This is a genomic window from Algoriphagus formosus (assembly GCF_002807035.1).
GTDB classification, from domain to species: domain Bacteria; phylum Bacteroidota; class Bacteroidia; order Cytophagales; family Cyclobacteriaceae; genus Algoriphagus; species Algoriphagus formosus.
In genome coordinates this window covers 1,251,412-1,276,134 of record NZ_NIUC01000002.1, presented here as the reverse complement: position 1 = coordinate 1,276,134, position 24,723 = coordinate 1,251,412, and the positions used below count along the sequence as shown (strand labels likewise).

Genomic DNA, 24,723 nt, shown 5'->3' with positions numbered 1-24,723 from the left:
GGGTTTTTCAAAATTTTAAAGTCATGATCACAAAGCCGGGGTCTTCATCCACCGGTCTGTAATTGTATATTTTTCCGTCAAAGAAGAAGCTGTTGAAAAAGAGATTCGGAAGCTCTTCCACTTTTTTCTCCCCCAATAGGTTGAAATCTGTATCATAGCTAAAAAGGTACACATCGACTGGTAGTCTTTCTCCGCTTTCATTCAGGCCGTTTTCCTTGGCCCCAAATCGGAAATACTGCTGCCTGCTTTCATCCCATATGAACTCATAAAAGTTGATTTGCTTTCGAATCTCTCCGGAAATCTCCACTCGCTCTTCCTGAGAGCCTGCTTGCGTTTTGAAGGTTCCTTTCTTTTGGTTTTCTACCAGTTGATGGTCAAACTTCAGCAACATCAAGGAATCACTCGGCATATCGTATAGATAGATGTCGGCCGTACTTCCGGAATATATGACAAGCTGCTCCTTTATTTTTTCCATGCGAATCATATCACCCGAAGTGGTCATTCCCCCATTTTGGGAAAAAGTAACCCGGAAATTTTGGGTCAGGTCCAAGGCCGGAAGCTTGAGCAGTTCCCCTGTTTTGGATTCTAAGTCCAAGACAGCCAATCCCGCGGTGAACTCTCCAAAAGGCGCTGGAAGAGAAAAGGCTTTTTTCTTATCCGGGCTCACCGCAAGGGAAGAATGCAAGCCTCCCAATGATTCATCGATCCCGTCGTACTCTTCAGCTTGTAGCTTGAGGTCTTGGATTTTCTCTGCCTGATCATTGTAGATAGCCTGAATGGCATAATTAGCTAGCATAAATTCATCTCCCGGCAGTACATCAAAGCTTTCCACGAAATCCGGTGCTCGGTTGGGTCCGTCTTTTTCAAATGGAATACGCCGAAGCAGTTTCAAATCTGCCAGATCAATCTCATGGATCTCGGAGCTTTGGCTTTCCGAGAAAAAAATAGACTTGCCATCCTCACTCAGTCCAAAACCATAGTAGGCGCTAGAAATCACCAATTCCTCTCCCACATCGACTTTGAGGGTATCTAAAGTGATTTGGAGGTTTTCGAGTTGATTTTCAGTGTAGGTTTGAGTTTGGATGGCTCTTTCGGCAATTTGCTCTGATGCTTTTTCTGTGCAAGAGAAAACCAAAAAAGTAAAGAGGATTATATTCAACAGTTTTTTCATGACTAGACATTAAAAGTTTAAAGTCATTATTACAAATCCAGGATCTTCATCTACGGGAAAATAACTAAAAATTTTACCCTGGTAGAAAAAGCTTTGATAAAAGAAATTGGAGAGATTTTTAAGTTCGGTTTCGCCAAGTAAGTTGAAGTTTTCATCGTATGAAAAAAGATACCAATCAAGTTTTCGCGGCTCACCGGTTTCCAAAAAGCCATTTTGTTTGTTGGCAAAACGAAAATATTGCTGACGGCTATTATCCCAAAGAAAACCCATGAAAGAGACCTGATTTCGGATTTGCTGTGCAATTTCCATCAATTCCTCCCGTGAGCCTGCCTCGGTTGGAAAATCGCCGCTTTTTTGATCAGGCACCAATTGATGATCATATTCGATCAACTTCAATTCCTTACTATTCCAGTCGTATACATAGATGTCGGCTGTACTAGCGGAATATATTACAAGTTGATCGCGAACTTCCTGAATGACCAGATTATCCCCCATGGTAGTGGTTCCGCCACCTTCTGAAAAGGAGGCCCTAAACTTGTTAGTAATTTCCAAGCCGGGAAGCGGAAGCATTTTGCCTGTTTTGTTTTCTAAATCCATCATTACGAGGCTGACAGAAGCATCCCCATATTCCAATGGTCTGGAGATCGCAAGCTTTTTGTCCGGACTGACATGCAAAAAGCCATACAAACTGCTCAAGGACTCATCCAAACCTTCGTATTCTTCAGGTCGGGCTTTGATATCGAGGATTTTTTCTGCCTGATTGTTAAAAACTGCTTGAATAGCATAGTTTGCTAGCATGAATTCCTCTTTGGGAAGAACCTGAAAAAAGTTGATAAAATCCGGAGCTCGATTCGGTCCATCTTTTTCAAAAACAATTCGACGCTCCAGCTTTAAATCTGGTATATTATAGGCATGAACCTCCGTATTCATCCCATCAGCAAAGAAAATCGTCTCCTTGTCTTCACCGAGTCCATAGCCAAAATAGGCAGTGGCATTAATGATCTCCTCTCCCACATCGACTTTGAGGGTATCCAAGGTGATTTGGAGGTTTTCGAGTTGGTTTTCAGTGTAGGTTTGAGTTTGGATGGCTCCTTCGGCAATTTGCTCTGATGCTTTTTCAGTGCAGGAAAAGAAAAGCAAAAGGGTCAAGCCCCGAAAAATTATTTTCATAAAACAGCTTTTTATATTAAAGTTTAAAACTAAAATAAATAAGCTAAAATTCTAGTGAAAAAATGTTAATGCTCTCTATTTTAGAGAACTGCATTTGTAAATCCACTTTTCTGCAAAATGAACAACTGTCTTGCCTAAAATAAATCTAAAAGCTCAGAATCCAGAATCTGCTCACTTCCTATACTTGCGCTGAGCGAAGTGGAAGTGTCTGGCCAAGTAGTTGAAGACAAACTGTCTATTCGTGCTTTGAAAATTATGACTTAAATTTATTCTCATCTCAATTCAACCACCAGATCGAAAAATTCAAGACAGTCGCAAAACTTACCCAAGCCAAATAGGGAATCATCAGCCAGGAAGCCCAAGCATTGATGAGTTTGAATTTTTTCACGGAAAGAAAAATCAAGATCCAAAGTGGAATAATCACCACCAAACCCAAAATCGGCGACTCCATCCCAAAGAAAGCCGGCGACCAAAGGGCATTGAGGCCGAGCTGTGTGAAGTAAAGAATGAGTAGCGGCTTTTTCTGCGGATGATCACTCTTCCATATCAAGTAGCACGCGATTCCCATCAAAAGATAGAGTGTGGTCCAAACCGGGCCGAAAAGCCAACCCGGAGGATTGAAGCTGGGTTTATTGATCGTCTGATACCAGCTTTCGATGGAGGTGATGGTGAAATAAGCACCTGTACCCCCGGCTACTTGGGGTAGGATTAGGCTGATGATTAGTTTGAGCCAATTGGGCATGCTTACAGGATCTCAAGTAAAGTGCGAAAGGCTAAGGCCTTATCTTTATAGCGCTCTTGAGTTTTAGCACGGAGTGCATTTGCATGCTTAGATTCGTATTCCTGCATTTTGGCCATGCTCTCTGTGAAGTATTGAATGGCATAATTGGTACTGCCGTCATCTGACTGATGGATCAGTCGGCAGAACTTGTGTTCGGTAAATATTCCTGTGGCCATCACCTCCGGAATATGGGTTTCACGCATCCACTGAAGGAAGTCTTCTTCGATGTCCGGGGACACATTAATGGTCACATTATATAATATCATCCTGTTTTTGATTTAATTTTTGTTTTTTTGCCAACAAATTTGAAGACTCAAAGTTACGAATCCCAAGTAAAAAACCTTTCCCCAGCTAGCTATGCATCAAGTAGTACCTGAGCGAGGCTCCGGCTATACCCTTCGATTGACTATTGCCCGAATCGTCATTTTGGTGCTTCATGGTGTGGGAATCCTGGGATTATCACTTCCGGAATACCAAGATTGGTTTTTGGCTCTCACGCCGGTACAGCTATTGAGTAGCTTATTGATTATTTTACTTTTTCACCGAGGGTGGAATGATTCCTTTCCCATTTTTGCGGCAGCAGCCTTCTGGATTGGATTTGGCGCTGAGCTGATCGGGATTCATACCGGCTATTTATTTGGAGACTATGTTTATGGACCTACTTTAGGGCCCAAGCTTTGGGATGTCCCGATTATCATTGGGGTCAATTGGTTTATTCTCGCCTACTTGACGGGATCAGTATTCCGTAAGGTTCCCAATGACTATTACGCGGCCTTTCTTGGCGCCTTGGCAATGACCGCGCTGGATTACATCATTGAGCCGGTGGCCGTTGCTTTGGATTTCTGGTATTGGAAGTTTGATGTGATTCCGGTAGAAAATTATTTAGGCTGGTTTGGGGTGTCTTTTGTGGTTCATTTGATATTCCGGAAGGCTAAATTTGAAAAATTCAACCCAATTGCACTCCTTTTATTATTGACATTAATCGTATTTTTCACAGTTTTGAATTTTACTGTGGTCTGAATTCTGATTTAAATCATAAAATTAAAACACTGATTCTCAAAACACATTGGTCTCAAATCAGCTTATACTATAAGCAAAAACCTGTCAGTTGAAAGCATTATGATAGAAGCAATAGGTTTTACTATACTGGGTTTCCTCCTCATGGAGCTGTCTGGGTGGTTTATCCACAAGTATTTGATGCATGGCCCACTTTGGATGATTCACAAGACCCATCATCAGCCTTCTAACTCGTTTTTCGAACTCAATGATCTATTTTCCTTGCTGTTCGGAAGTATCGCGGTGGTTTTGATTTTGCTTGGATTGGAAAATCTTGATTACCGATTTTGGATAGGAATGGGAATTAGTCTCTACGGCGTTCTCTATTTTGTCCTTCACGATGTATTGGTTCATCGGCGATTGAAATGGTTTGAACGTCCGAAAAATTCTTTTTTGCTGGGAATTTTTCGAGCACATCAAGCCCATCATCGCACCAACAAAAAAGATGATGCCATATCATTTGGTTTATTTATAGTACCCAAGGAGTTCTTTAAAAAAGAAGAAAAGTGAGCACATATTCAATCAAAGATCTCGAACAACTATCCGGTATAAAAGCCCATACGCTTCGTATTTGGGAGCAGCGATACAATTTGCTGAGCCCCAAGCGTACGGATACAAATATCCGCTACTATGATGATGCGGATTTGAAGCTGATTCTTAATGTGGCCTTGCTAAATGACAATGGTTTCAAAATCAGTAAAATAGCATCTATGGAGCATCAAGAGCTCCGAGATGAGGTGATGAAGCTGACTGAGCGATCACTGACACACGATGATCAGATACATGCCCTGACGATCAGTATGATCGAAATGGATGAAGAGCGATTCGACAAGATTCTTTCTTCCAACATCCTGAAATTGGGCTTTGAGCAGACCATGCTCAATATTATCTATCCATTTATGTCCAAGATTGGAGTGCTATGGCAGACGGGAGCAATCAATCCCGCCCAAGAGCACTTTATCTCCAACCTTGTTCGTCAAAAGCTCATCGTGGCAATAGACGGTCAAGTGACTAATGGAGGTGGAAAGAAGTTTCTGCTTTATCTACCGGCAGGCGAACTTCATGAGATTTCGCTACTATTTGCCTGCTACCTGATCAAAAGCAAAGGCCATAAGGTCATCTACCTTGGTCAAAATACTCCGAACGAAGACTTAAACTCCGTCTATGCCATGCATCAGCCGGACTACTTGATGACAGTGGTCACGACTTCTCCAAGTGCAGAGCAGATTCAGGAGTACCTAGACAACCTATCCGAAAGGTTCAGCGAAGCCAAGATTTTGGTATCTGGGTATCAGGTCATCGGACAAGATTTGAGACTTCCTTCTAATGTAGAGCAACTTAATTACATCCGGGATATCAAGGAAAGACTTGAGGAAATAGAGCGGGTTCCACAGGAAAAATAATTAAGTATAACATTTTCTGAAAAAGCTTAAACAAGGGCAATCTTCACAGGCTGCCCTTTTTTTGCCTCTTATCCCCATTATTGGCCATACAGCCCAAGATTAGTCTTCAGAATTTTATTTTGTTTAATATATTTTTAAAAAAATTAGACAAAACATTTGGATTCTGTTTAATCCTTATTACATTTGATTAAACAAAAACACAAACCGACAACCATGACGACTCTAGAATTCAGTTACTCGCTAAACAAATTGTCCAGTACCTTGAAGCCTTTTGCGCTCAAGTTGACTCGGGACATGGATGATGCTAATGATCTACTGCAAGATACAATGGTCAAAGCTTTTACCAACCGGGATAAATTCACGGAAGGAACCAACCTGAAGGCTTGGTTATATACCATTATGAAAAACACCTTTATCACCAACTATCAGCGAATGGTGAGAAGAGGAACATTCGTCGATACCACTGACAACCTACATTATATCAACTCTAGCGATTCTCAAATCGAGAATGGTGCCTACGGAAATTTTGCAATGGACGATATCCAATATGCAATCCAAAAATTGGACGATGTGTATAAGACTCCATTCATGATGCACTTCCGAGGTTTTAAATACCATGAAATCGCAGACAAGCTTCAAATTCCGATTGGAACTGTCAAAAATCGGATCCATATTGCCAGAAAGCTACTAAAAGAGGATTTGGTAGTATATAGACACAAAAATTGATCAAATGAACCAAAAGCATGTGGTGGTTATCGGTTCGGGATTTGCCGGACTGTCAGCAGCTACCCACTTAGCAGTCAATAAAAGTTGTAGAGTCACCCTTTTAGAAAAGAACAGTACCCCCGGTGGGCGAGCCCGTAAGTTCGAACATCAGGGGTTTGTTTTTGATATGGGGCCAAGTTGGTATTGGATGCCCGATGTGTTCGAGGATTATTTTGCCAAGTTTGGGAAAAAACCGTCTGATTACTACGATTTATTAAGGCTTGATCCTTCCTATGCCGTGATTTATGGTAAGGATAAGGTTTTGGATATCCCGGCCAACTTGGATGAATTCAAAAAAATGCTTGATGGAATCGAGCCTGGCGCAGGCAAGCAGCTCGATGAGTTTTTAGCACAAGCCAAATACAAATATGAGGTCGGCATTCATGACTTGGTCAAAAGACCTAGCCGATCACTCCTTGAATTTGCTTCTCCGGGGCTTCTCGTAGATATGGTGCGGATGGATATTTTCCAATCCATGGCTAAGCACGTACGAAAATTCTTCAAGTCTGAAGAAATCATCCGACTGATGGAGTTCCCTGTATTGTTTTTGGGTGAAACTGCTGAAAACATTCCTGCACTTTATTCCCTCATGAACTATGCAGACATTGCTTTGGGTACCTGGTATCCCAAAAAAGGGATGCATGAAATCATCAAAGGAATGGTGAGTCTCGCCGAAGAAAAAGGTGTAAGCATCCAATACGATGCGGAAGTAGAAGAAATCGAAATTGAAAACGGGGTAGCCAAAAGAATACGCCTGGTCAACGGTGAAAAAATCGAGGCTGATGTCGTGGTAGCAGGTGCTGACTATCATCACGTAGACAAGCATCTTGTCAATCCAAAATATAGCAACTACTCCGAAGAATATTGGGATAAGCGTGTGATGGCTCCGTCGAGTTTGCTCTTTTATTTGGGAATTGACAAAAAGCTGGACAATCTGCGCCATCATAATTTATTCTTTGATGAGCCGCTTGGACCACATGCAGATGCTATTTACAAAAATCCAAGATGGCCCGAGCGACCGCTTTTCTATGCTTCGGTTCCTTCCATTACCGACCCGACAGTGGCTCCCGAAGGAAAAGAAAACATGTTTCTATTGATTCCTTTGGCTCCAGATTTGGAGGATAGTGAGGAGATGCGAGAGAAATACTACAATATCATCATGGACAGGCTGGAAACCATCACTGGTCAGGAAGTTCGATCTCATGTGATTTACAAGCGCTCCTATGCACACTCAGACTTCAAAGCTGACTACCATGCCTTCAAGGGAAATGCTTATGGGCTTGCAAATACCTTGACCCAAACGGCGATTTTGAAGCCAGCCTTGAAAAACAAAAATGTCCGAAATTTGTATTACACAGGTCAACTCACCGTCCCTGGACCAGGGGTACCACCTTCACTCATTTCGGGAGGAGTGGTAGCAAATGAGGTGATGAAAGAAAACAATCTGTAAATAAATGGGTATATTATAGCGATGGATGCTAAAGAACTTTTTGACCAAACTACCCTTGAGTGCAGTAGACTGATTACTCAGCGATACAGTACTAGCTTTACTTTAGGGATCAAAACACTGGACAAGAAATTTCACTTGCCCATCTATGCTATTTATGGTTTTGTACGCTATGCGGATGAAATCGTAGATACCTTTCACGATCAGGATAAAGCAAGTCTTCTAGAACGCTTCAAAGCTGACACCTATGAGGCTATCGAAAAGAAAATCTCGCTTAATCCAGTTCTACACGCATTTCAACTCATCGTCAATCAGTATAAGATTGATCTGGATCTGATCGAGGCTTTTCTCCACAGTATGGAGATGGATCTGGATTTCAAGAAATACAATGATTCCAAATACAAAGAATATATCTACGGTTCGGCCGAAGTAGTTGGACTGATGTGTCTGAAAGTCTTTTGCGGGGAGGATACAGCTTACTATGAGCGGCTCAAAGAACCTGCTTGCAAATTGGGAGCAGCATTTCAAAAAGTAAACTTCTTGCGAGATCTGAAAAGTGACTATGAAGAGCGAGGACGTGTCTATTTTCCGGGTGTAGATTTTCAGCTTTTCGATCAATTGGTGAAAACAGAAATTGAAAAGGATATTCAGCAGGATTTTGATGAAGCACTGGTAGGGATTGAAGCCTTACCGGATGGTGCAAAGCTTGGGGTAAAAGTCGCCTATTTGTACTATCAAAAGCTTTTTGATAAAATAAAGGGCCTGTCCCCTGAGGTAATTACCCAGCGACGTATTCGGATTCCAAATTCTCAAAAGCTTTCCCTTTTGGTCGGAACCTATTTCGGAACCAAACTTGGAATAAGTTGATGGAAAAGTATCTGTATTTCGGTGTTTTGCTATTTGCAATTTCCTACCCTTTAGCTCAGTCTTTTGAGCACAGGATCCGCTATGCGAGTAAATGGGGAATGATTCTACCCGGGATGCTCATTACGGCCGCCTTCTTCTTGATTTGGGATGTCTGGTTTACCAATATGGGCGTGTGGGAATTTAATCCCACCTACATCTCTGGGCTCTATTTGATAAATTTACCCGTAGAAGAGTGGCTATTCTTCCTGGTAATTCCCTTTGCCTGTATCTTCATTTATGAGGTTCTTATTTACTTTTTCCCTTCCGATCCCTTGCAGGATTTGGGTAAGCCGTTTGTCTACATTATGGTGCCATTCCTGATTGGTTTTGGTCTTCTGCATTTGGACAAGTGGTACACCTCTGTAAACTTTCTGGTAGGAGGCCTTGCCTTATTGATTCATTTTCTGATATTTAATGATAAGTATTTAGGCAAATTTATATTTGCTTACTTCGTTCATTTAATTCCCTTTTTTCTTTGCAATGGTATTTTGACTGGGGGAGTAACTGAAGAGCCTGTAGTGATCTACAACAATGCAGAAAACTTGGGAATTCGCATCTGGACTGTGCCCATTGAGGACAGTATTTATTCGATGACCTTGCTGCTGATGAATATCAGCTTCTTTGAAGGCATTCGTAGTCAAAAAACAATTCAACCGATCTCAAGTTAATTGCATATGAAAAATCTCCATGTAGAAATCGACCAACACTCAGGCTTCTGTTTCGGAGTGGTCTATGCTATTGAAATGGCAGAGGAGATTTTGGACGAACAGGGCTATCTATACTGCCTGGGAGATATTGTCCACAATGATGAGGAGGTCAATCGACTGACCAGAAAAGGCCTCAAAATCATTGATCATGAAGAGCTCAAAAACCTTCGCAACGAAAAAGTTCTGATTCGGGCACACGGAGAACCGCCATCCACTTACGAACTATCCATACAAAACAACCTCACTCTGATTGATGCTTCCTGTCCAGTAGTTTTGAAGTTGCAAAACCGTATCAAAAATTCCTTTGACAAGGATGAGACCATTTATATCTACGGAAAGCATGGGCATGCAGAGGTAATTGGACTACTAGGTCAGACCAATAACAAAGCGGTGGTATTTCAGGATATTTCTGAGCTTGATATCGCCACCCTTCCAAAAAATATGACACTCTACAGTCAGACGACCAAGAGTACCGATAAATTTTACGAAATCAATCAAATCCTTCGAGAAAACGGTATCACTGTCAACACCAATGATACTATTTGTCGTCAGGTATCGAATAGAGACAAAGAGCTCCGGGAGTTTGCAGACAAATACAACAAAATTGTTTTTGTAAGCGGAACCAAGTCTTCCAATGGCAAGGTCTTGTACAATGTCTGCAAGGAAAAAAACCCAAACACGTATTTTGTCTCCAATCCAGACCAAATCGAACCTTCTTGGTTTGACACCAATGATACGGTCGGTATTTGCGGCGCTACCTCCACGCCCATGTGGCTAATGGAGCAAGTTCGGGAACGAATTCTTACCTATTGATCGTTTTAGCGTAGATTCACACGACCAATTCACTCGCTAATCAAGCCTTATTCATGGCTAGTACTCAATCAATTTCCAGAAAAATAGACCCTCTTGGACTGATCATCGCTTGGTCCATCATTATTCTTTGGGCGATTAGCCTGGTTTTTTGGATGAATTTTGAGTTAAGCTGGAAAAGCCCGTGGACCTACCTCGGAATCCTGATACAGACACATCTCTATACAGGACTATTTATCACAGCCCATGATGCCATGCACGGGATCGTCTCTTCAGACAAGCGCTGGAACCACTTTACCGGTTGGATTTCTGCCCTTTTGTTTTCATACAACTTCTATTGGAAGTTATTCCCAAAGCATCACGAGCATCATCGCTACGTAGCCACTGACAAGGACCCTGACTACCATGCTTCCGGCAACTTCTTCCTTTGGTACTTATCCTTCATCCGCCAATACGTTACTATTTGGCAGATTCTCTTGATGGCTGTTACTTTCAATATTCTGAAGCTTTTTCTCCCAACAGAAAATCTAATTGTCTTCTGGATGTTACCTGCAATTCTTTCCACCTTACAGCTTTTTTACTTTGGAACTTATTTACCGCATCGGGGTGAAAGTGACAATGAGCATCACTCACACTCCCAGCCTAAAAATCATTTATGGGCTTTTTTGAGCTGCTACTTTTTCGGATATCACTACGAGCATCATGACTCACCCGGGACCCCTTGGTGGAGACTTTGGGAGGTAAAAGAAAAACAAACGGCTGATTTTCGATGATTTTTGTCAAAATCTGAATGATTTCTGAAACCATCTTTGATAAAATTGATTTTCATAGTAGTCATAAAACCAACTATGAAAACAAAACTACTTTCACTGCTTTTTATTTTTCTATCCGGCACTATCCTAGCCCAAGGCGTGGTCAAAGGAAGAATTTTCAATCCTGTCAACAATGAGCCAGTAGCTTTTGCCAATGTTCTCATCTTGGAAACGGAATTGGGAGCCATTTCAGATGAAGATGGAAACTATGAAATCCAAAATGTACCTCCCGGCCTATATAATATCCGGGCGAGTTTTGTCGGATATAAAACCGTCACCAAATACGAGATTCAAGTCAGTCAGGCAAAGGCTATTCAGCTGGACTTTGAATTGCAGGAAGATGCTTCCGAGTTGAGTGAAGTGGTGGTAAGTTCAGAATTTACCCGATCAGAAGAAACTCCGCTTTCCGTCAGAAGACTCAATACCAATGAGATTGAGCGCTATCCGGGAGGAAACCGGGATATCTCTCGAGTTATTCAATCTTTGCCGGGGGTAGCCAGCACAGCGAGTTTTCGAAATGATATTTTGATACGGGGCGGAGCGCCAAATGAGAATAAGTTTTTCATCGATGAAATAGAGGTTCCTGTTATCAACCACTTTGCTACCCAAGGTTCCTCTGGTGGGCCTGTTGGTATTTTGAATGTCAACCTGATCAAAAACGTGGACGTGATCACGGGAGGTTTTCCGGCCAATCGAATGAACTCTTTGAGCTCCTTCTTCGAGTTTGAGTTAAAGGAAGGAAGAAGGGACGAGATGTTTACCCAATTGACTGTGGGAGCATCCGAGCTTACTCTTTCCAACGAAGGGCCCATAGGGGATAAAACCACCTACCTTTTCTCTGCCAGAAGGTCCTATTTACAGGGGTTATTTCGGCTTTTGGGTCTGCCTTTTCTACCGACATTCAATGATTTTCAGGTAAAAACTACAACCAAACTGAATGACAAGACGGAGCTGACATTTTTGGGTGTAGGAGCCATCGACAATTTTGTGCTCAATCAGGATATCCCAGATGATGAAACTGAAGAAGAACGGGAAAACCGATTGTATCTCCTTGGAGTATTGCCTATTCAAGAGCAGTGGAATTACGCAACTGGTCTAAAGCTTAAGCGCTTTCGAGAGAATGGTTTTTGGACTTTTGTACTTAGCAGAAATATGCTGAACAACCGCTCTTTCAAATATGCCAACAATGATGAAAGCTCAGAGGACAATTTGATTTTTGACTACCTCTCTCAAGAATCCGAGAATAAATTCAGAGCGGAAAACTCCATTTTTGGAACTGGATACACGCTGAAATACGGTGTAAATTATGAGTACTCCAGATACCTAATCGAAAACTTTGATCGAGCTACACTTTCCAGCACGGGTCAGGTCATCGACATCAGTTCTATTAGTAATTTCAATTCCTACGGTGCCTTTATTTCAGGAAGCAAGACTTTTGATGGAGAGCGCCTGCTGTTGACAGGAGGAATTCGGATGGATGGCTCCGATTTTGGTCGGACTGCCCAAAATCCACTGAATCAAATAAGCCCAAGAATCTCTGTTTCCTATCAGCTCAAACCAAATTTATTTGCAACTGCGAATGCAGGAATCTATTACCAACGTCCACCTTATACGGTCCTAGGATTCCGAAATAATGAAGGGGAATTGATCAATCAGCAAAATGATGTTCGTTTTATTCGCAACAATCAACTGATCGCAGGAATCGAATTACTACAGCCTGAGAAAAACCGAAGATTCACTGCCGAGGCATTTTACAAACGCTATTCGAATTATCCTTCCTCTGTACTCAATGGAATTTCCCTCGCCAACCTGGGGGCTGACTTTGGTGTAATTGGTAATGAAGCAGTGATATCCAACTCAGATGGACGTGCTTACGGAATTGAGTTTTTGGCTCAGCAGCGTCTTTTCAATGACTTTTATGGAATTGCGGCTTTGACTTTGGTGAGAAGCGAATTTACCAATCCAAATACCGAGGGTTTCATTCCTTCCTCTTGGGACAATCGGATCATTCTAAGTCTTACCGCTGGAAAACGATTTAAGAAAAACTGGGAAATCGGTGCGAGATGGAGGTATTTGGGAGGTACGCCTTATACACCATTTGATGTAGAAGAGTCTGCACTGATCAGTAATTGGGATCTACGGAATCAAGGGATTTTGGACTTTACTCAAATCAACGGCGAGCGTCTTCCGGCTTTCCATCAGCTCGACCTGAGGGTAGACAAAAAGTATTATTTCAAAAACTGGAATCTGAACTGGTATTTTGATATTCAAAATGCCTACAACTTTCAGGCACAACAAGCTCCACTGCTAGTTCCGGAGCGAGATGATGCGGGAGACTTGGTGGTCAATCCAAATGATCCAAGTCGCTATCAATTGAAGTTGATTGAAAATACAGCAGGAAATATACTTCCTACCATTGGCTTGATCATAGAGTTTTAAAAAAAATAGCCGGGTCAAAATGAATCTGACCCGGCTATTCTATTTTAGTTTAATCGCCAGCGAACATTTAATCCAAATCCTCCAGCGTCAAAATTGGTGTTTTCGACTAAAATAAAATAGGGTCGCCAATCGAGTCCGATAATCAAAGGAATATCTGCAAACTGATACTCCGCACCGATCTCACCTGCTGCTCCCAGTCTAAAGGGATCGCCGAGAAATAAGGAAGGACCAAAGCCTAAATAATAATTAAACTCTGAATCTGCTATCGGACGATAGATCGGATTCCAGAGCACGTCAATGCCAACTCCGCCTCCACCGAAGCTAAGGTCACCGTGAAGTCGGCTAAAGTCTCCTAAAGAAAATACTGCATCTAAGGCGACATTATTTCCATTGACGTTTCCGAATCGGAGACCCAATTCCTGACCGTGAGATTCTACTATTGCAAAGGTTCCTATAAAGAACATTGCGAGCATGAGTTTTTTAAAATTCATATGCTGAAAATTTAGGTTTAGATAAAAGTTACTTAATTCACATCGAAAATCAGACCAATTTTGATCTTTTTACTTTTTTGATAGAATTTCATTTCCGATTCGAAGGACCTCATCCACCAGTAAATCCATGTCTTCAAATCGTGTCCGTTGATTGACATTGGCAACTCGAAGCGTATATTTTCCATTCAAAATAGTAGAACTCGGAGAGGCAATCCCTTCCTCCTGAATCCGGACAAGAATCTCCCTATTTAAGTCTCGAATTTCTTCCTCGCTCATTCCTTCTTGAACCATTCGAAAGCAGGTGATACTCATGGAGACTGGTGCCATTAATTCCAGCTGTACATGTGAATCAACCAATCGGCCCAAGTATTCAGCCTGCCGATTATTCTGAGCAATCATTTGGGCATATTTTTTCCAGCCATGCTCTTTCAAAGACATCCATATCTTGAGCGCCTTAAAACCTCGGGAAAGCTCAAAACCATAATGACTGATCGGATCGGGACCACCTGAAAGCCCCCGCTTCTCCTGTAGTAGGTAATTTGGCGTGAAAGCAAATGCATCTCTATGCTTCTTGGCATCCCGAATTAAAGTGCATCCCACTTCATAGGGGACATAAAGCCACTTATGCAAATCGAAAGCTACCGAATCTGCCTCATCCAAAGCCACAAGCCGACTTGCGTAAATCGGGTCTAACCTGGCCAAAGCACCGTAAGCTCCATCCACATGAAACCACAACTTGTACTTCTTGGCTTTTTCCAGCAACTCATCCAAGGGATCAATCGCTCCGGTGTTAACAGTCCCAGCAGTACCTACAATGGCAAAAGGGCTCAGTCCTGCAGCCAAATCGGCTTGAATCTGTTCTTCCAGAAGATCCACCTTCATTTCAAAATTGGCATTCACAGGAATCATACGAACCGAATCAGTTCCCAAACCTAGAATCTCAGCTGCTTTTTGAATACAGGAATGAGTCTCGGTGGAGCAGTACAAAACGAGATTTTCTCCATTCCCAACAAGTCCTTTTTCACGGATATTTCCCTCACCATGGGAATTGCGAGCTACAGCCAAGGCAGTGATATTGGCCATCGAGCCTCCACTTACCAAAATCCCGGACGCATCGGAAGGAAAACCCATCAGTTCCTTGCACCAGTTGACTACCTGCCGGTCCACATACATGGCTGAGTGTTCTCCGATGGTTGTATTGGGATTCATCCCGGAAGCCAACAGGTCGGCAAAAGTACCTAGAGGTGTACCGGTTCCCTGAATCCAGGCAAAAAATCGAGGATGTACGTTCCCTTTGTTGTAGGGGAAAACATTCTGCTTAAAATCCTCATAGACCTTTTTTGGGTCTTCGCCCTTTTCGGGAATAGAGGTCTCGAGCGCTTTCTTGACCTCTTGAGGTATGGGTTTCCAGATCTTTTCATCGCGGATGCCTTTCCAATAATCTATGAGGTCATCGATCATCTGATGGCCCAATTGACGCATAGATTCCCAATCCTGTGGATCTAGGCTTTGATCAGTTTCGTTTTTCATGAAGCAAATGGCTTAAAGGAATATAGAAAGGCTCTTACTTGAATTTCTTTACAATCTTGGAGACCAAGGTTTTGTTTTTTTGAACCCACGGAAGGAGTTTTTGATAGGCAAAAAACTGTGCAGGCTTTAGGACCCAATACTGAGGTTCAGGCAAGGGCAAAACTTCCCCTCCAAAACCTTCCTTAAAACGGACAACTCCTGGGCTTCCACCCATAGAAATATCGTAAAAATCATAGCCCTTTGATATGGCAAACTGAATCACCTGATCCTGGAGAAAGTGACCCACCAAAAGGTCTTTCTTTTCTCGAAGCGTCGCTCCCATGATGTAGTGCAGCTTTTGTCCAGCTTCAAAAATGATCAAAGCCCCTTTCAAGGAACCCTCATTTTGACAGCAAGGGATTATGCAGTGACCAGAATTCACCAAGGATATCAAAGTAGGTCCGAAGTCATCCCAAGATCGCACCGCATAGCCTTGATTTTCAGCATTAAGCTCTATCAGATCGTAGGCTTTTTGGATTTCCTCCGCACCTTCTGCAAACACCAATTCATTTCCCATACGATTGGATTTATTGACATCCCGTCGAGTATTGGCTTTGTAATTTGACCGCACTTTCTCATAGGCATCTTCTTCTCCAGCAAAAAGCTTCACCGCACGGAAGGCAGACAGACCAGTGACATATTTAAAAAGCAGACCTTTTCCAGTCGGTGCAATTGGATAGGCCAGCTGGGAAGTCATAAAATGATCCTGAAAGTCAGAAGTCGTGGTAATAGGTGCAGATAGCTGCGCTAGAAAGGCCCCACATTTTCTGGCAAAAGCATAAAACTCAATGACAAATGCAGGAAACAAATCTTCCTTTCCCTGACCCAATATCGGTCCGTAGGGTGCCACCAAAATCTTTAGCGGGCCAGCTTTAGCCAAAACCAGTCCCATCCCTCCCTGAATCTGGCCAGAAGGATCTTTAGAAAGGATCAAATGCTCTTCAAAACCATAGGCGCGATAGCTTTTTAACCAATCACTGAGTTGGAGGTAAATGCCACGTTTGGATTTAGCAAGAAAATGATCCCAATCTTTCCAGTCGTTTGTACTATTTGTGATATGAAGCCTTATCTCTTTCAATGTCTCCAAGTTTGATCGCTAATTTGGTGGAAAGGGATGGAAGGGGCAAGAAAAGCATACTGATTGATATTTAATTCTGAAGATTAATCTGATCAACTCTTTGTAACTATTTTGTTTTTTTTAAGTAAAACTAGAAGAAAAAAGAAATTAACTAACTCATGAAGTTACACATACTGATTTTTATCTTATTTATAAGTTTTGAAGCAAATGCTCAAACTAAGCTAATCAGCAAGCTAGAAGGAAACTTTTCAGGGAACCAACTAATCGGAATTCAGCATGGAGAAAACCTGGTCAAATTGTACGGCGAAAAATACGAGTTCACCGAAACGGACTCGATGCCTGGACCAAAAACTCTTTCTATCAGTTATATTTTGACATCAGGAAAAATTCGGGCTTCTAAAACCTTTTGGATGGATTCAGGAGAATATACACTTACTGGAAATGTCAATCAACCAGAAAGCTGGCAGCTGAGTCCAATTCATCCCTTTACACAAATCCAAACTGATATCGAGCTGGCTGATGAAGCAAATAAAAAGTTGCTAATCACCAGCCATCTCGACAAACTTGTAGGTCTTCGAATGCTAAACTCACACAAGTCGATTTTTAAGGATGAAGAATTGATGGATTTGCTTGATCAAGTTCCGGGTCCTTTAGTCGATACTTGGGAAGTAGATGAAATCAAGACCTATTTGAGCCTCAATGCCATGGCTAGAGCTAAAGTTGGGCAAATGGCACCGGATTTTGTTTTGGAAAGTAAAAATGGTACTGACTTTAGCTTGAAGGAACAAAAAGGAAAATATGTCCTTTTAGACTTTTCATTTACTGGATGCGGAGGTTGTATTAAAGCCCTTCCCGAATTGATAGAGGTATATCAGAAACATGGGAAAGATGTAGAGTTCGTTACGATATGGAATGACAAAAGCCGAAATATCTGGGAAGAAAAATGGAAAGACCATAAAGCGCTAATGACTTGGACAAACCTTTGGGACCGAACCAGTTTAGCTACAAGGCTTTTTGAAATAGAAATATTCCCTTCTTTTGTTCTAATTAACCCTTCCGGCGAAGTTCAGAGTATTTGGAATGGCTACAGCAAAGGCAAGTTGAAAAGAAAATTAGAGAAAGAGCTGAAAGGTTTTAGCGAGTAATTTTTTTGATAAGTGAATATTAATTTCCAAGACTGCTTTTATTGTCCATTAGCTATTTAACTTAAACCGTAACTTCAATTATCAATGGATTTTATATGCCCTATCTCTCCGACCAAACATTTCAAAACCTATCTTCTTCAGATTTTCAAATAGGTGAGTATGATACCTGTGATTTCAATGGTTGCGACTTTTCCGGTCTAGACTTTCAGGGATCAAGCTTTGAAAATTGCACCTTCCAGGATTGTGATCTAAGCAATACCAAGGTGTTTAAGGTTTCATTCCAGAATGTCCGCTTTGAGCGCTGCAAAATTCTTGGTGTACACTTTAATACTTCCAATCCTTTTTTGCTTGAGTTTCGGTTTGAGAATTGCCAGCTCGACTACTGCAACTTTTTCAATCTTCAACTCAAAAAGTCTCAATTCCTCCACTGCCGAATGTTAGAAGTGGACTTTTCTCAAGCTGATCTAAGCGGAGCAAGTTTTATGGGTTCGGACATGAGCGGAACTGTCTTTGACCGGAGCAATCTGGAAAAGGCCGACTTTCGTGAAGCTCTCAACTACCGGCTAGATCCGGAAATCAACAAGGTCAAAGGAGCAAGATTTGATTTAGAAGGATTACCGGGGTTGCTTGGGAAATGGGGGATTAGAGTGGGGTGAGGAATTTACTAATCAACAGTACTATTTAACCTCTATTTATTGAAGTAATCTCCAAATCAAATATTCAACCAATAATTCAGCTTCAGCACCAAACTTCGCTGCTTGGAGGCAAATGTATCCGGGAAATAATTGTCAGTGTAAACCAAGAAGAAGTCAGAAACCGGAGCAAATCGCCACTGCAAACGGGTATTGATATTGATATTTTGGATTTGGTTATTGTACTGGATAAAAGTCGTCCAGAAGAGGGACTTGGTAAAGGTCAAATCAATCCGCGGTCCCACAAGTAGCAAATCTGCGTCATTTTGTGGCTCAGGGAGTCGTATCCGATTATAACTGAAGTTCATCCCGATATTAGCCGTATAGCCAATTCTCCAGGCAAGTTCACTTCGCAAAGTGGCTATATCTCCGGTAAAATACTCTCCCGCTTCCCCTTCTAATCTAAAGTTAAATGCCTGTCGAGGATTGGATCGAAACTCAAAGCCATAGCGATCGACCGTATAATCTGTTCCCGCAAGTAAAGGCTCTCCACCTGTTCGGGTAGGATCAAAATCGTCGAATAAATAAATATAACTGTTGGTATACCCCAAGGTAAATTGCGCCAAAGACTGAAAGCGAACTTCGTATTGTAGACCAATATCCCGGTCTGTGGTTCCTAAAGTTTCATTCCATCGTAGCTCATACTCCAGTTGAGGTCCATGACTGTTGATGAAATTGGATTTGGGGAAAAACCGATAGCCCAAGTCAGGGTTAAAGCGCTTGTAATCCACCCGAGGGACAAAACCAACTTCAGGGTTATAGCCAGCTCCAATATCCAAGTAGCTAATACTCCAGCGCCAGTGCAAATCGCTGTACAATACATAAGCATTGAGCGTTCGGGGAGCTTCTTTCTCGGTGCTTTCAAAAGTTCGATGGTATAAGGCCTTTCCCGTCCAGCGATTATCCTCTGAAGCCAAATTATACTCCACCCCAAGCATGCGATTGTATTCATTCGGGTTGAAAATACTTTGATATTCATCCAAGGCTAAAGACTCCCGATCAACGAAAATAAAACCAACATTGGATCTAGAGAATACCTTCTTTTGAACTGCCAAAACACTAAAATTCTTTCCTGCTATACCTCGATCCTCATCGGTAGCGGTTTGCATATTCATCAGTCCCACACGCCAGTCATCTGTGACTTTTCCAGAAAGTCTGGCACCGTAGATGATTTTATTCTGCACATTTTGACCCGTTGCGCTATCACGGTCTACCCCGATTCGACGAGAGAAAAAGGGTCTTGCCAGTGGATGACCAAAACTTGCAAAGAGATCACCGTTTTCAAGAAAGAACTGTCTTCGCTCGGGAAAAAAGATCTCAAAACGATCCAAATTGGTAACTTGCTGATCTACCTCCACCTGAGAGAAATCCGGATTGAATGTTAAGTCCAAATTCAAGGCAGGTCCAATTCCGACTTTGGCATCCCCTCCAAATGCAGGAGTAAAGGACTCGGAAGTTCCTTCCAGGAAATTTTGGGACGTTCGGCCTGCGATATACGGAATCACAGAAATATTCGCTGAATTTTTGCGCAGCGGCTCTTCAAAAATCAAGGTCCTGCTGAATGCTGTCGAAATGATGGAGAAATTTCGGGGAATAGGTGCCCAAGTGCTTCGCTCCCCATTATGACTATCGATTCGATAGAAATTGACATTCCAATTTTGAGCACCATCCTTGTATCGCAGCGTAGAAAGAGGAATGACGGCCTCTACTTGCCAATGATTTTCATGAATAGTTGCCCGGGCATACCATTTATTATCCCAAGCCAAATTTAGATCCTCAGACCGGGAACCTCCATTAGCTAAAAGTGCCTCCCGTTGTACGCCATAGGGGTTGATACCAAACTGAAAGGCATTGGTCTTATCGTTGAAGGTATCAAAAACGAAACTGATCCCGTCATTCTGTTCCCCTCGATAATCCCGGCGGAGAGAAGTAGATACATACTCTCGCGGACCGGTATTCTCCATGACAGCCGCTAGGTATAAGTTGTCATCATCAAATGCGATTTTTACCCGACTTTGCGCGACAGCTGCTGAAGTGTCGTAGGGAAAATATTGAGTGAAGTTATCATTCCATCCTTCCTCTCCCCAAATCTCCTCATCCAGAATGCCATCTAGCACAATAGGTTCTTTTAGCTTAAAAGCAAAAGCATTTACAGATTGCGCAAAGCTTTCCAATTGGGTACACAGGAAAAGCAGCTTTGCGAGGAGCAAGGTGGTGATGGAAACTCTCATAGCCTAGTTGATTTTACAAAACTAAGCCTACTCCTCGCTTGGAATTATACAATTTTATGAATGGTCTATTTATCTGACCGGGGAGTACCAAAGGCTGTTAGAATCAGGTTCCTAGAACTAGCGTTCCTCCTAAATTCACAGAGATATATTCCTTGCCAAATTCCAAGATTAAGTTTTCCACCGGTGATTGGTATTTGCAGACTAGAATCAAAAAAACTGGCTTTGATGTGCGCAGGCATATCATCCGGCCCTTCATAAGTGTGGATAAAGCGTGGATAAGATTCCGGAATCAATTCATTTACAAAGGTTTGAAAGTCCTTTCGCACAGTAGGATCAGCATTTTCATTGATTGTCAGCGCCGCAGAAGTATGTTGAATGAAAATCTGTAAAAAGCCGATTTGAATCTCTCTGATTTCTGGAATGGCACTCAGCACTTTTTCTGTGATCAAATGATAGCCTTGTGGATAACTAGGTAAGGAAATAGCCTTTTGGAAATACTGATTCATATCAACAAAAAAATATAATTTTCATCACTTATCCACAAGCTTATAGAAGATAGGTATTTCAAGATTTCCTATTCTCTGGTAAAAAACAAAGTAGGGCCATCACAGGCTGACCAAGAACCGAAAAGTGTCCCTTCCTCTTCAAATACCAAGGTTTCAGACACTCCTGTACATGAGTGAATTAATGGAAAGCCATCCGAATTCTCGTGCAATTCAATGGAAGCATCATCAAAATCTAGAGACAAAAACTCTCGTTGGTTGCTCTGATCCTCTTTTATCTGAAAAGTCCCTGTCAGCTTATTTGATCCTATGGTTTTTGAAAAACTACCATTCTCTTGAAATTGATAAATGTATAAAGAGTCAGAAATCGGATTAAAAGTTTGATCGGCTGACCAACTGCTCTGATAGCCTGAGAAAACCCAATTCCAATCAAAAATAGGATGAACTGGGTCTGCGTCATCCTGACAAGAAAAGGAGATGAACAAAACAAAGAGTAATAGATGTGCTTTTTTCATTTTCAAACAATCTGTTTTTGAGCCCCAGAAAGAATACTTACTTGGATCCGAGAAAACTTCGGGACCTAGCTTGATTCCTTCAAGTGTTTTAATCTTACCTTTTCAATACGCAGTACCAAATAATTTCGCTACAGAAATTTTTATATGCTTCCGATGATATTCTCCAAGGTTCCGATTCCTTGAATACTGATTTTCACCAGATCACCTGCTTTTAGAGAAAAATCATCCGGGACTATCCCCGTTCCCGTCATCAGAAAGCATCCATTTGGAAAAGTATTAGCCTTAAATAACCAATCCGCCAATTCCTTTGGTTTGCGTTTTAATTGTGTCAAATCAGTATTTCCTTCAAATACCAATTTATCTTCCCTAAAAATCTCCAATTTAATCTCTGAGTTGACATCGATTTCATCTTGGATTAGGATACAAGGACCGATAGAGGCGCATCCTTGGTATACTTTTGCCTGGGGCAAATAGAGTGGGTTTTCGCCTTCTATACTTCGGCTGCTCATATCATTGCCGATGGTAAAACCCTGAATTTTCCCAGTTGAAGACAGCAAAAGTGTTAGCTCCGGTTCTGGAACATCCCAGGTAGAATCCTTTCGAATCATGACTTGGCCCCCAGGCGTTGAAACACGGGATGCAGTAGCTTTGAAAAACAATTCGGGTCTGTCTGCCACATAAACTTTGTCATAAAAATCCGCTCCTCCTGAATCCTGCGACTCTTCCATTCTAGCTGTTCTGCTTCGATAGTAGGTTACACCAGCAGCCCAGACTTCTTGATTGCCCATTGGAGCCTCAAGTTGATCCCTAATCAGTTCGTCTGCATCTGATGGGTTAAGATTTTCCCAAGATTTCCGTGATTCTGACAAATAGTCTTTCAAATTGTCTTGCGCCAATAAAGCATCCCAATCGAACTGTGGTCCAAGGAAAAACTGCTTATCAATTTCGAGAAGCGTTCCTTGTTGTAGTTTATATAGTTTCATGTGTTTATAATTTGATTTTGAAAGGCCACATGGAATCTTTGACGATTAAAATAATCATTTCCCTGTGTGTTTAATGATGATTTTAATCGTGTCGATTTCATCTGTTTATAATTTGTCTTTGAGAGGTCAAATGGAATCCCTGCCTGCGGTAGGCAGGTCGCACATTTTCCCCGATTAATCGAGGTATCCCAGTATGTGTAGCTTGCTTAGTGCTCGATTTCATGAATAATAGGTTTGATTAGATAACTAAGAATAATAATCCAAGAAGGGCAGGAAGACTCTGAATCCAAAATATCTTTTTACTGACGGTAATTGCTCCAACGATTCCTGCTATCACCACACAAGCAAAAAAGAAAACTTGAAGCATGGCTTCAAACTCTAATTTACCCACAAAAAGAGACCAGATAAGGCCCGCTGACAGAAAAGCATTGTAGACTCCTTGATTAGCTGCCAATGACTTGGTCTGCTCAAAATACTCTCGCTTGCCACCAAATGTCTTTCTTCCAAAGGAGGTCCAAGCAAAAGTTTCCATCCAAAAGAAAAACAAGTGCTGCATGGCAACCAAAATGACAAGTACTTTTAAAACAACTTCCATGATGGAATTTAGGGAATTCTGAACCATCTTGGAATTCCATTAAAAAAAATGCCCCAACTTTAAGCTTTCAAATCAAAATGAGCTTATCCAAACTACATCCTGCCTTTAAGTCCCAAATGCTTGAAGAATTAGGTACTGTTGACTATCAACTGTTCGAAGAGTCATTGGAGCAGGAGTCAATTAGTAGTATACGATTAAATAGAGAAAAATTATTATTCTCCCCATTTGCTTCCAAGTCCATTTCCTGGAGCCAAGAGGGTTTTTGGTTAGAAAAAAGACCTCAATTTACCTTGGACCCACTTTTTCATGCAGGAGGATACTATGTGCAAGAGGCTTCCTCTATGTTTATCCAACATATTTTGGAAAGCTTATCCATACCAAAGGGTCTTTATTTGGATCTAGCGGCAGCTCCAGGAGGTAAATCCACACTTCTGAGCAGCTACTTAGGAAATGAAGGTGTGCTCGTTGCCAATGAAGTAATCCAAAGCCGAACTCAGATTCTCAAGGAAAATCTTATCAAATGGGGGTTGGGTAACAGCATCGTTACGAATAATGACCCTGCTCATTTTAAGAGTTTGGAAGGGCTGTTCGATTTAGTTCTAATTGACGCCCCATGCTCAGGAGAGGGAATGTTTCGAAAGGATCCAACTGCCAGAAAAGAATGGAGTCCAGACCATGTGAAGCTTTGCTCATCACGACAACAAAGAATCTTGGATCAGGCTGGGGCTTTGGTCAAAGGAGGAGGATATTTGCTTTATAGCACCTGTACCTTCAATAAGGAGGAAAACGAAGAAATGATTCGTTTTTTGACTTCTGAGTTCGCCTATGAGCCAGTTCGGATTTCATTAGACTCGAGTTGGAATATTGAAGAGTCTACTTTATCAACTGAAGAAGGTGATTTTTATGGCTATAGATTTTATCCACATCGGGTTCAGGGAGAAGGCTTTTTTGTCTCTGTTTTGAAAAGACCTGAGGATGCATATTCCAATGAACCGAAAAAACCAAAAGATTTCAAACATCCTTTTTTGAAGGAAATTGCTGAACGGGAATCTAATCAGCTAGCGGAAGAACTTGGCTTTGAGAACAAGACCTTTTATCAGCTAAATGACACTTTCTTCTGCTTTCCAGAAATGTGGAAAACTCATTTCGATTACATTTCCCAAAATCTGAACATCCGATACTTTGGAACAGAAATAGGGAAGAAGCAAGGTAAAAACTGGATTCCATCTCATGATTGGGCCGTTTCGATTTTACCAAAACCGAGTTATCCACAATTGGAGCTTACAAAAGAGCAAGCTTTGAATTTCTTCAGAAAAAAAGACCTGGAGCTAGAATATGAATCAGAAGGGTGGATTTTGCTGACTTATCAACAGCTTCCAATCGGTTGGATAAAAAACCTTGGAAACCGAATCAATAATTACTATCCGAAAGACTGGCGGATTCGCAATCTTTGA

25 protein-coding genes are annotated in these 24,723 nt (G+C 41.7%); 13 read left to right on the top strand and 12 right to left on the bottom strand.

Going from position 1 to position 24,723, the window contains the following annotated elements; translation table 11 throughout:
• Positions 1-7 precede the first annotated feature (7 nt).
• The 4 genes from CDH51_RS11820 to CDH51_RS11805 all read right to left on the bottom strand — a co-directional run bounded on the left by CDH51_RS11820 (position 8) and on the right by CDH51_RS11805 (position 3,388).
• The gene (locus tag CDH51_RS11820; protein ID WP_100628753.1) at positions 8-1,171 is read right to left on the bottom strand and encodes a DUF4221 family protein; all 1,164 of its coding nucleotides are present in this window, start codon (positions 1,169-1,171) and stop codon (positions 8-10) included.
• 9 nt (positions 1,172-1,180) lie between these two features.
• The gene (locus CDH51_RS11815; protein ID WP_100628752.1) at positions 1,181-2,341 is read right to left on the bottom strand and encodes a DUF4221 family protein; all 1,161 of its coding nucleotides are present in this window, start codon (positions 2,339-2,341) and stop codon (positions 1,181-1,183) included.
• A gap of 277 nt (positions 2,342-2,618) precedes the next feature.
• Complete coding sequence (locus CDH51_RS11810) at positions 2,619-3,083, bottom strand: TspO/MBR family protein (protein WP_100628751.1); 465 nt, start codon at positions 3,081-3,083, stop codon at positions 2,619-2,621.
• Between the two features lie 2 nt (positions 3,084-3,085).
• Positions 3,086-3,388, bottom strand: coding sequence for a DUF4286 family protein (locus CDH51_RS11805; protein WP_024284161.1), 303 nt, complete (start codon positions 3,386-3,388; stop codon positions 3,086-3,088).
• Positions 3,389-3,479: 91 nt separating this feature from the next.
• Here CDH51_RS11805 and CDH51_RS11800 point away from each other — a divergent pair, with 91 nt between their 5' ends.
• The 10 genes from CDH51_RS11800 (at position 3,480) to CDH51_RS11755 (ending at position 13,467) form a co-directional block, all read left to right on the top strand.
• Complete coding sequence (locus CDH51_RS11800) at positions 3,480-4,142, top strand: carotenoid biosynthesis protein (RefSeq protein ID WP_024284162.1); 663 nt, start codon at positions 3,480-3,482, stop codon at positions 4,140-4,142.
• A 99-nt stretch (positions 4,143-4,241) separates the two neighbouring features.
• Positions 4,242-4,688: a sterol desaturase family protein gene (locus tag CDH51_RS11795; RefSeq protein ID WP_026946115.1), complete on the top strand. Its 447-nt coding sequence runs from the start codon at positions 4,242-4,244 to the stop codon at positions 4,686-4,688.
• Positions 4,685-5,581, top strand: coding sequence for a MerR family transcriptional regulator (locus CDH51_RS11790; protein ID WP_100628750.1), 897 nt, complete (start codon positions 4,685-4,687; stop codon positions 5,579-5,581). The genes CDH51_RS11795 and CDH51_RS11790 overlap by 4 nt, the downstream gene beginning before the upstream one ends.
• 213 nt (positions 5,582-5,794) lie before the next feature.
• Positions 5,795-6,307, top strand: a complete 513-nt coding sequence (locus CDH51_RS11785) for an RNA polymerase sigma factor (protein ID WP_024284165.1) — start codon at positions 5,795-5,797, stop codon at positions 6,305-6,307.
• 4 nt (positions 6,308-6,311) lie between these two features.
• The gene (locus CDH51_RS11780) at positions 6,312-7,796 is read left to right on the top strand and encodes a phytoene desaturase family protein (protein ID WP_100628749.1); all 1,485 of its coding nucleotides are present in this window, start codon (positions 6,312-6,314) and stop codon (positions 7,794-7,796) included.
• Positions 7,797-7,817: 21 nt separating this feature from the next.
• The gene (locus CDH51_RS11775; protein WP_024284167.1) at positions 7,818-8,660 is read left to right on the top strand and encodes a phytoene/squalene synthase family protein; all 843 of its coding nucleotides are present in this window, start codon (positions 7,818-7,820) and stop codon (positions 8,658-8,660) included.
• A complete protein-coding gene (locus tag CDH51_RS11770) occupies positions 8,660-9,367 on the top strand; it encodes a lycopene cyclase domain-containing protein (RefSeq protein ID WP_026946119.1) in 708 nt (235 codons plus the stop codon). The genes CDH51_RS11775 and CDH51_RS11770 overlap by 1 nt, the downstream gene beginning before the upstream one ends.
• Before the next feature lie 6 nt (positions 9,368-9,373).
• Positions 9,374-10,219 (top strand): 4-hydroxy-3-methylbut-2-enyl diphosphate reductase, encoded by an 846-nt coding sequence (locus CDH51_RS11765; RefSeq protein WP_026946120.1) that lies wholly within the window; start codon positions 9,374-9,376, stop codon positions 10,217-10,219.
• A gap of 53 nt (positions 10,220-10,272) precedes the next feature.
• The gene (locus tag CDH51_RS11760) at positions 10,273-10,989 is read left to right on the top strand and encodes a fatty acid desaturase (RefSeq protein WP_100628748.1); all 717 of its coding nucleotides are present in this window, start codon (positions 10,273-10,275) and stop codon (positions 10,987-10,989) included.
• A gap of 75 nt (positions 10,990-11,064) precedes the next feature.
• Complete coding sequence (locus CDH51_RS11755; protein WP_100628747.1) at positions 11,065-13,467, top strand: TonB-dependent receptor; 2,403 nt, start codon at positions 11,065-11,067, stop codon at positions 13,465-13,467.
• 44 nt (positions 13,468-13,511) lie between these two features.
• Here CDH51_RS11755 and CDH51_RS11750 read toward each other — a convergent pair whose 3' ends face one another.
• The 3 genes from CDH51_RS11750 to CDH51_RS11740 all read right to left on the bottom strand — a co-directional run bounded on the left by CDH51_RS11750 (position 13,512) and on the right by CDH51_RS11740 (position 16,605).
• Positions 13,512-13,958 (bottom strand): outer membrane insertion C- signal, encoded by a 447-nt coding sequence (locus CDH51_RS11750; RefSeq protein WP_100628746.1) that lies wholly within the window; start codon positions 13,956-13,958, stop codon positions 13,512-13,514.
• Between the two features lie 69 nt (positions 13,959-14,027).
• Positions 14,028-15,488 (bottom strand): pyridoxal phosphate-dependent decarboxylase family protein, encoded by a 1,461-nt coding sequence (locus tag CDH51_RS11745; protein WP_100628745.1) that lies wholly within the window; start codon positions 15,486-15,488, stop codon positions 14,028-14,030.
• 34 nt (positions 15,489-15,522) lie between these two features.
• A complete protein-coding gene (locus tag CDH51_RS11740; protein ID WP_157807098.1) occupies positions 15,523-16,605 on the bottom strand; it encodes a lipid II:glycine glycyltransferase FemX in 1,083 nt (360 codons plus the stop codon).
• Between the two features lie 158 nt (positions 16,606-16,763).
• On the opposite strand from CDH51_RS11740, the gene CDH51_RS11735 reads away from it, so the two are divergent.
• A complete protein-coding gene (locus tag CDH51_RS11735) occupies positions 16,764-17,750 on the top strand; it encodes a TlpA family protein disulfide reductase (RefSeq protein WP_100628743.1) in 987 nt (328 codons plus the stop codon).
• Between the two features lie 95 nt (positions 17,751-17,845).
• Positions 17,846-18,406 carry a pentapeptide repeat-containing protein gene (locus CDH51_RS11730; RefSeq protein WP_100628742.1) on the top strand — a complete coding sequence of 187 codons (561 nt, stop codon included), beginning with the start codon at positions 17,846-17,848 and terminating at the stop codon, positions 18,404-18,406.
• A 56-nt stretch (positions 18,407-18,462) separates the two neighbouring features.
• Here CDH51_RS11730 and CDH51_RS11725 read toward each other — a convergent pair whose 3' ends face one another.
• The 5 genes from CDH51_RS11725 to CDH51_RS11705 all read right to left on the bottom strand — a co-directional run bounded on the left by CDH51_RS11725 (position 18,463) and on the right by CDH51_RS11705 (position 23,269).
• On the bottom strand, positions 18,463-20,673 hold the full coding sequence (locus CDH51_RS11725) for a DUF5916 domain-containing protein (RefSeq protein ID WP_100628741.1): 2,211 nt from the start codon (positions 20,671-20,673) through the stop codon (positions 18,463-18,465).
• Positions 20,674-20,738: 65 nt separating this feature from the next.
• Complete coding sequence (locus CDH51_RS11720) at positions 20,739-21,179, bottom strand: secondary thiamine-phosphate synthase enzyme YjbQ (RefSeq protein WP_100628740.1); 441 nt, start codon at positions 21,177-21,179, stop codon at positions 20,739-20,741.
• Positions 21,180-21,247: 68 nt separating this feature from the next.
• Positions 21,248-21,691, bottom strand: coding sequence for a hypothetical protein (locus CDH51_RS11715; RefSeq protein WP_100628739.1), 444 nt, complete (start codon positions 21,689-21,691; stop codon positions 21,248-21,250).
• 140 nt (positions 21,692-21,831) lie between these two features.
• Positions 21,832-22,674: a fumarylacetoacetate hydrolase family protein gene (locus CDH51_RS11710; RefSeq protein ID WP_100628738.1), complete on the bottom strand. Its 843-nt coding sequence runs from the start codon at positions 22,672-22,674 to the stop codon at positions 21,832-21,834.
• 238 nt (positions 22,675-22,912) lie between these two features.
• Entirely contained in the window at positions 22,913-23,269 is a 357-nt protein-coding gene (locus CDH51_RS11705; protein WP_198514299.1) for a DUF1304 domain-containing protein, read from the bottom strand.
• A 77-nt stretch (positions 23,270-23,346) separates the two neighbouring features.
• Between CDH51_RS11705 and CDH51_RS11700 the strand changes: the two genes are divergently transcribed.
• Positions 23,347-24,723: a methyltransferase RsmF C-terminal domain-like protein gene (locus CDH51_RS11700; protein ID WP_100628737.1), complete on the top strand. Its 1,377-nt coding sequence runs from the start codon at positions 23,347-23,349 to the stop codon at positions 24,721-24,723.

Bases quoted from the DNA above. Each gene is read 5' to 3' on its own strand.
- CDH51_RS11715 (WP_100628739.1), bottom strand. From the start codon at position 21,691: ATGAAAAAAGCACATCTATTACTCTTTGTTTTGTTCATCTCCTTTTCT.
- CDH51_RS11705 (WP_198514299.1), bottom strand. From the start codon at position 23,269: ATGGAAGTTGTTTTAAAAGTACTTGTCATTTTGGTTGCCATGCAGCAC.
- CDH51_RS11815 (WP_100628752.1), bottom strand. From the start codon at position 2,341: ATGAAAATAATTTTTCGGGGCTTGACCCTTTTGCTTTTCTTTTCCTGC.
- CDH51_RS11745 (WP_100628745.1), bottom strand. From the start codon at position 15,488: ATGAAAAACGAAACTGATCAAAGCCTAGATCCACAGGATTGGGAATCT.
- CDH51_RS11700 (WP_100628737.1), top strand. From the start codon at position 23,347: ATGAGCTTATCCAAACTACATCCTGCCTTTAAGTCCCAAATGCTTGAA.
- CDH51_RS11710 (WP_100628738.1), bottom strand. From the start codon at position 22,674: ATGAAACTATATAAACTACAACAAGGAACGCTTCTCGAAATTGATAAG.
- CDH51_RS11765 (WP_026946120.1), top strand. From the start codon at position 9,374: ATGAAAAATCTCCATGTAGAAATCGACCAACACTCAGGCTTCTGTTTC.
- CDH51_RS11720 (WP_100628740.1), bottom strand. From the start codon at position 21,179: ATGAATCAGTATTTCCAAAAGGCTATTTCCTTACCTAGTTATCCACAA.
- CDH51_RS11770 (WP_026946119.1), top strand. From the start codon at position 8,660: ATGGAAAAGTATCTGTATTTCGGTGTTTTGCTATTTGCAATTTCCTAC.
- CDH51_RS11750 (WP_100628746.1), bottom strand. From the start codon at position 13,958: ATGAATTTTAAAAAACTCATGCTCGCAATGTTCTTTATAGGAACCTTT.
- CDH51_RS11810 (WP_100628751.1), bottom strand. From the start codon at position 3,083: ATGCCCAATTGGCTCAAACTAATCATCAGCCTAATCCTACCCCAAGTA.
- CDH51_RS11775 (WP_024284167.1), top strand. From the start codon at position 7,818: ATGGATGCTAAAGAACTTTTTGACCAAACTACCCTTGAGTGCAGTAGA.
- CDH51_RS11755 (WP_100628747.1), top strand. From the start codon at position 11,065: ATGAAAACAAAACTACTTTCACTGCTTTTTATTTTTCTATCCGGCACT.
- CDH51_RS11735 (WP_100628743.1), top strand. From the start codon at position 16,764: ATGAAGTTACACATACTGATTTTTATCTTATTTATAAGTTTTGAAGCA.
- CDH51_RS11795 (WP_026946115.1), top strand. From the start codon at position 4,242: ATGATAGAAGCAATAGGTTTTACTATACTGGGTTTCCTCCTCATGGAG.
- CDH51_RS11780 (WP_100628749.1), top strand. From the start codon at position 6,312: ATGAACCAAAAGCATGTGGTGGTTATCGGTTCGGGATTTGCCGGACTG.
- CDH51_RS11805 (WP_024284161.1), bottom strand. From the start codon at position 3,388: ATGATATTATATAATGTGACCATTAATGTGTCCCCGGACATCGAAGAA.
- CDH51_RS11785 (WP_024284165.1), top strand. From the start codon at position 5,795: ATGACGACTCTAGAATTCAGTTACTCGCTAAACAAATTGTCCAGTACC.
- CDH51_RS11730 (WP_100628742.1), top strand. From the start codon at position 17,846: ATGCCCTATCTCTCCGACCAAACATTTCAAAACCTATCTTCTTCAGAT.
- CDH51_RS11725 (WP_100628741.1), bottom strand. From the start codon at position 20,673: ATGAGAGTTTCCATCACCACCTTGCTCCTCGCAAAGCTGCTTTTCCTG.
- CDH51_RS11820 (WP_100628753.1), bottom strand. From the start codon at position 1,171: ATGAAAAAACTGTTGAATATAATCCTCTTTACTTTTTTGGTTTTCTCT.
- CDH51_RS11760 (WP_100628748.1), top strand. From the start codon at position 10,273: ATGGCTAGTACTCAATCAATTTCCAGAAAAATAGACCCTCTTGGACTG.
- CDH51_RS11800 (WP_024284162.1), top strand. From the start codon at position 3,480: ATGCATCAAGTAGTACCTGAGCGAGGCTCCGGCTATACCCTTCGATTG.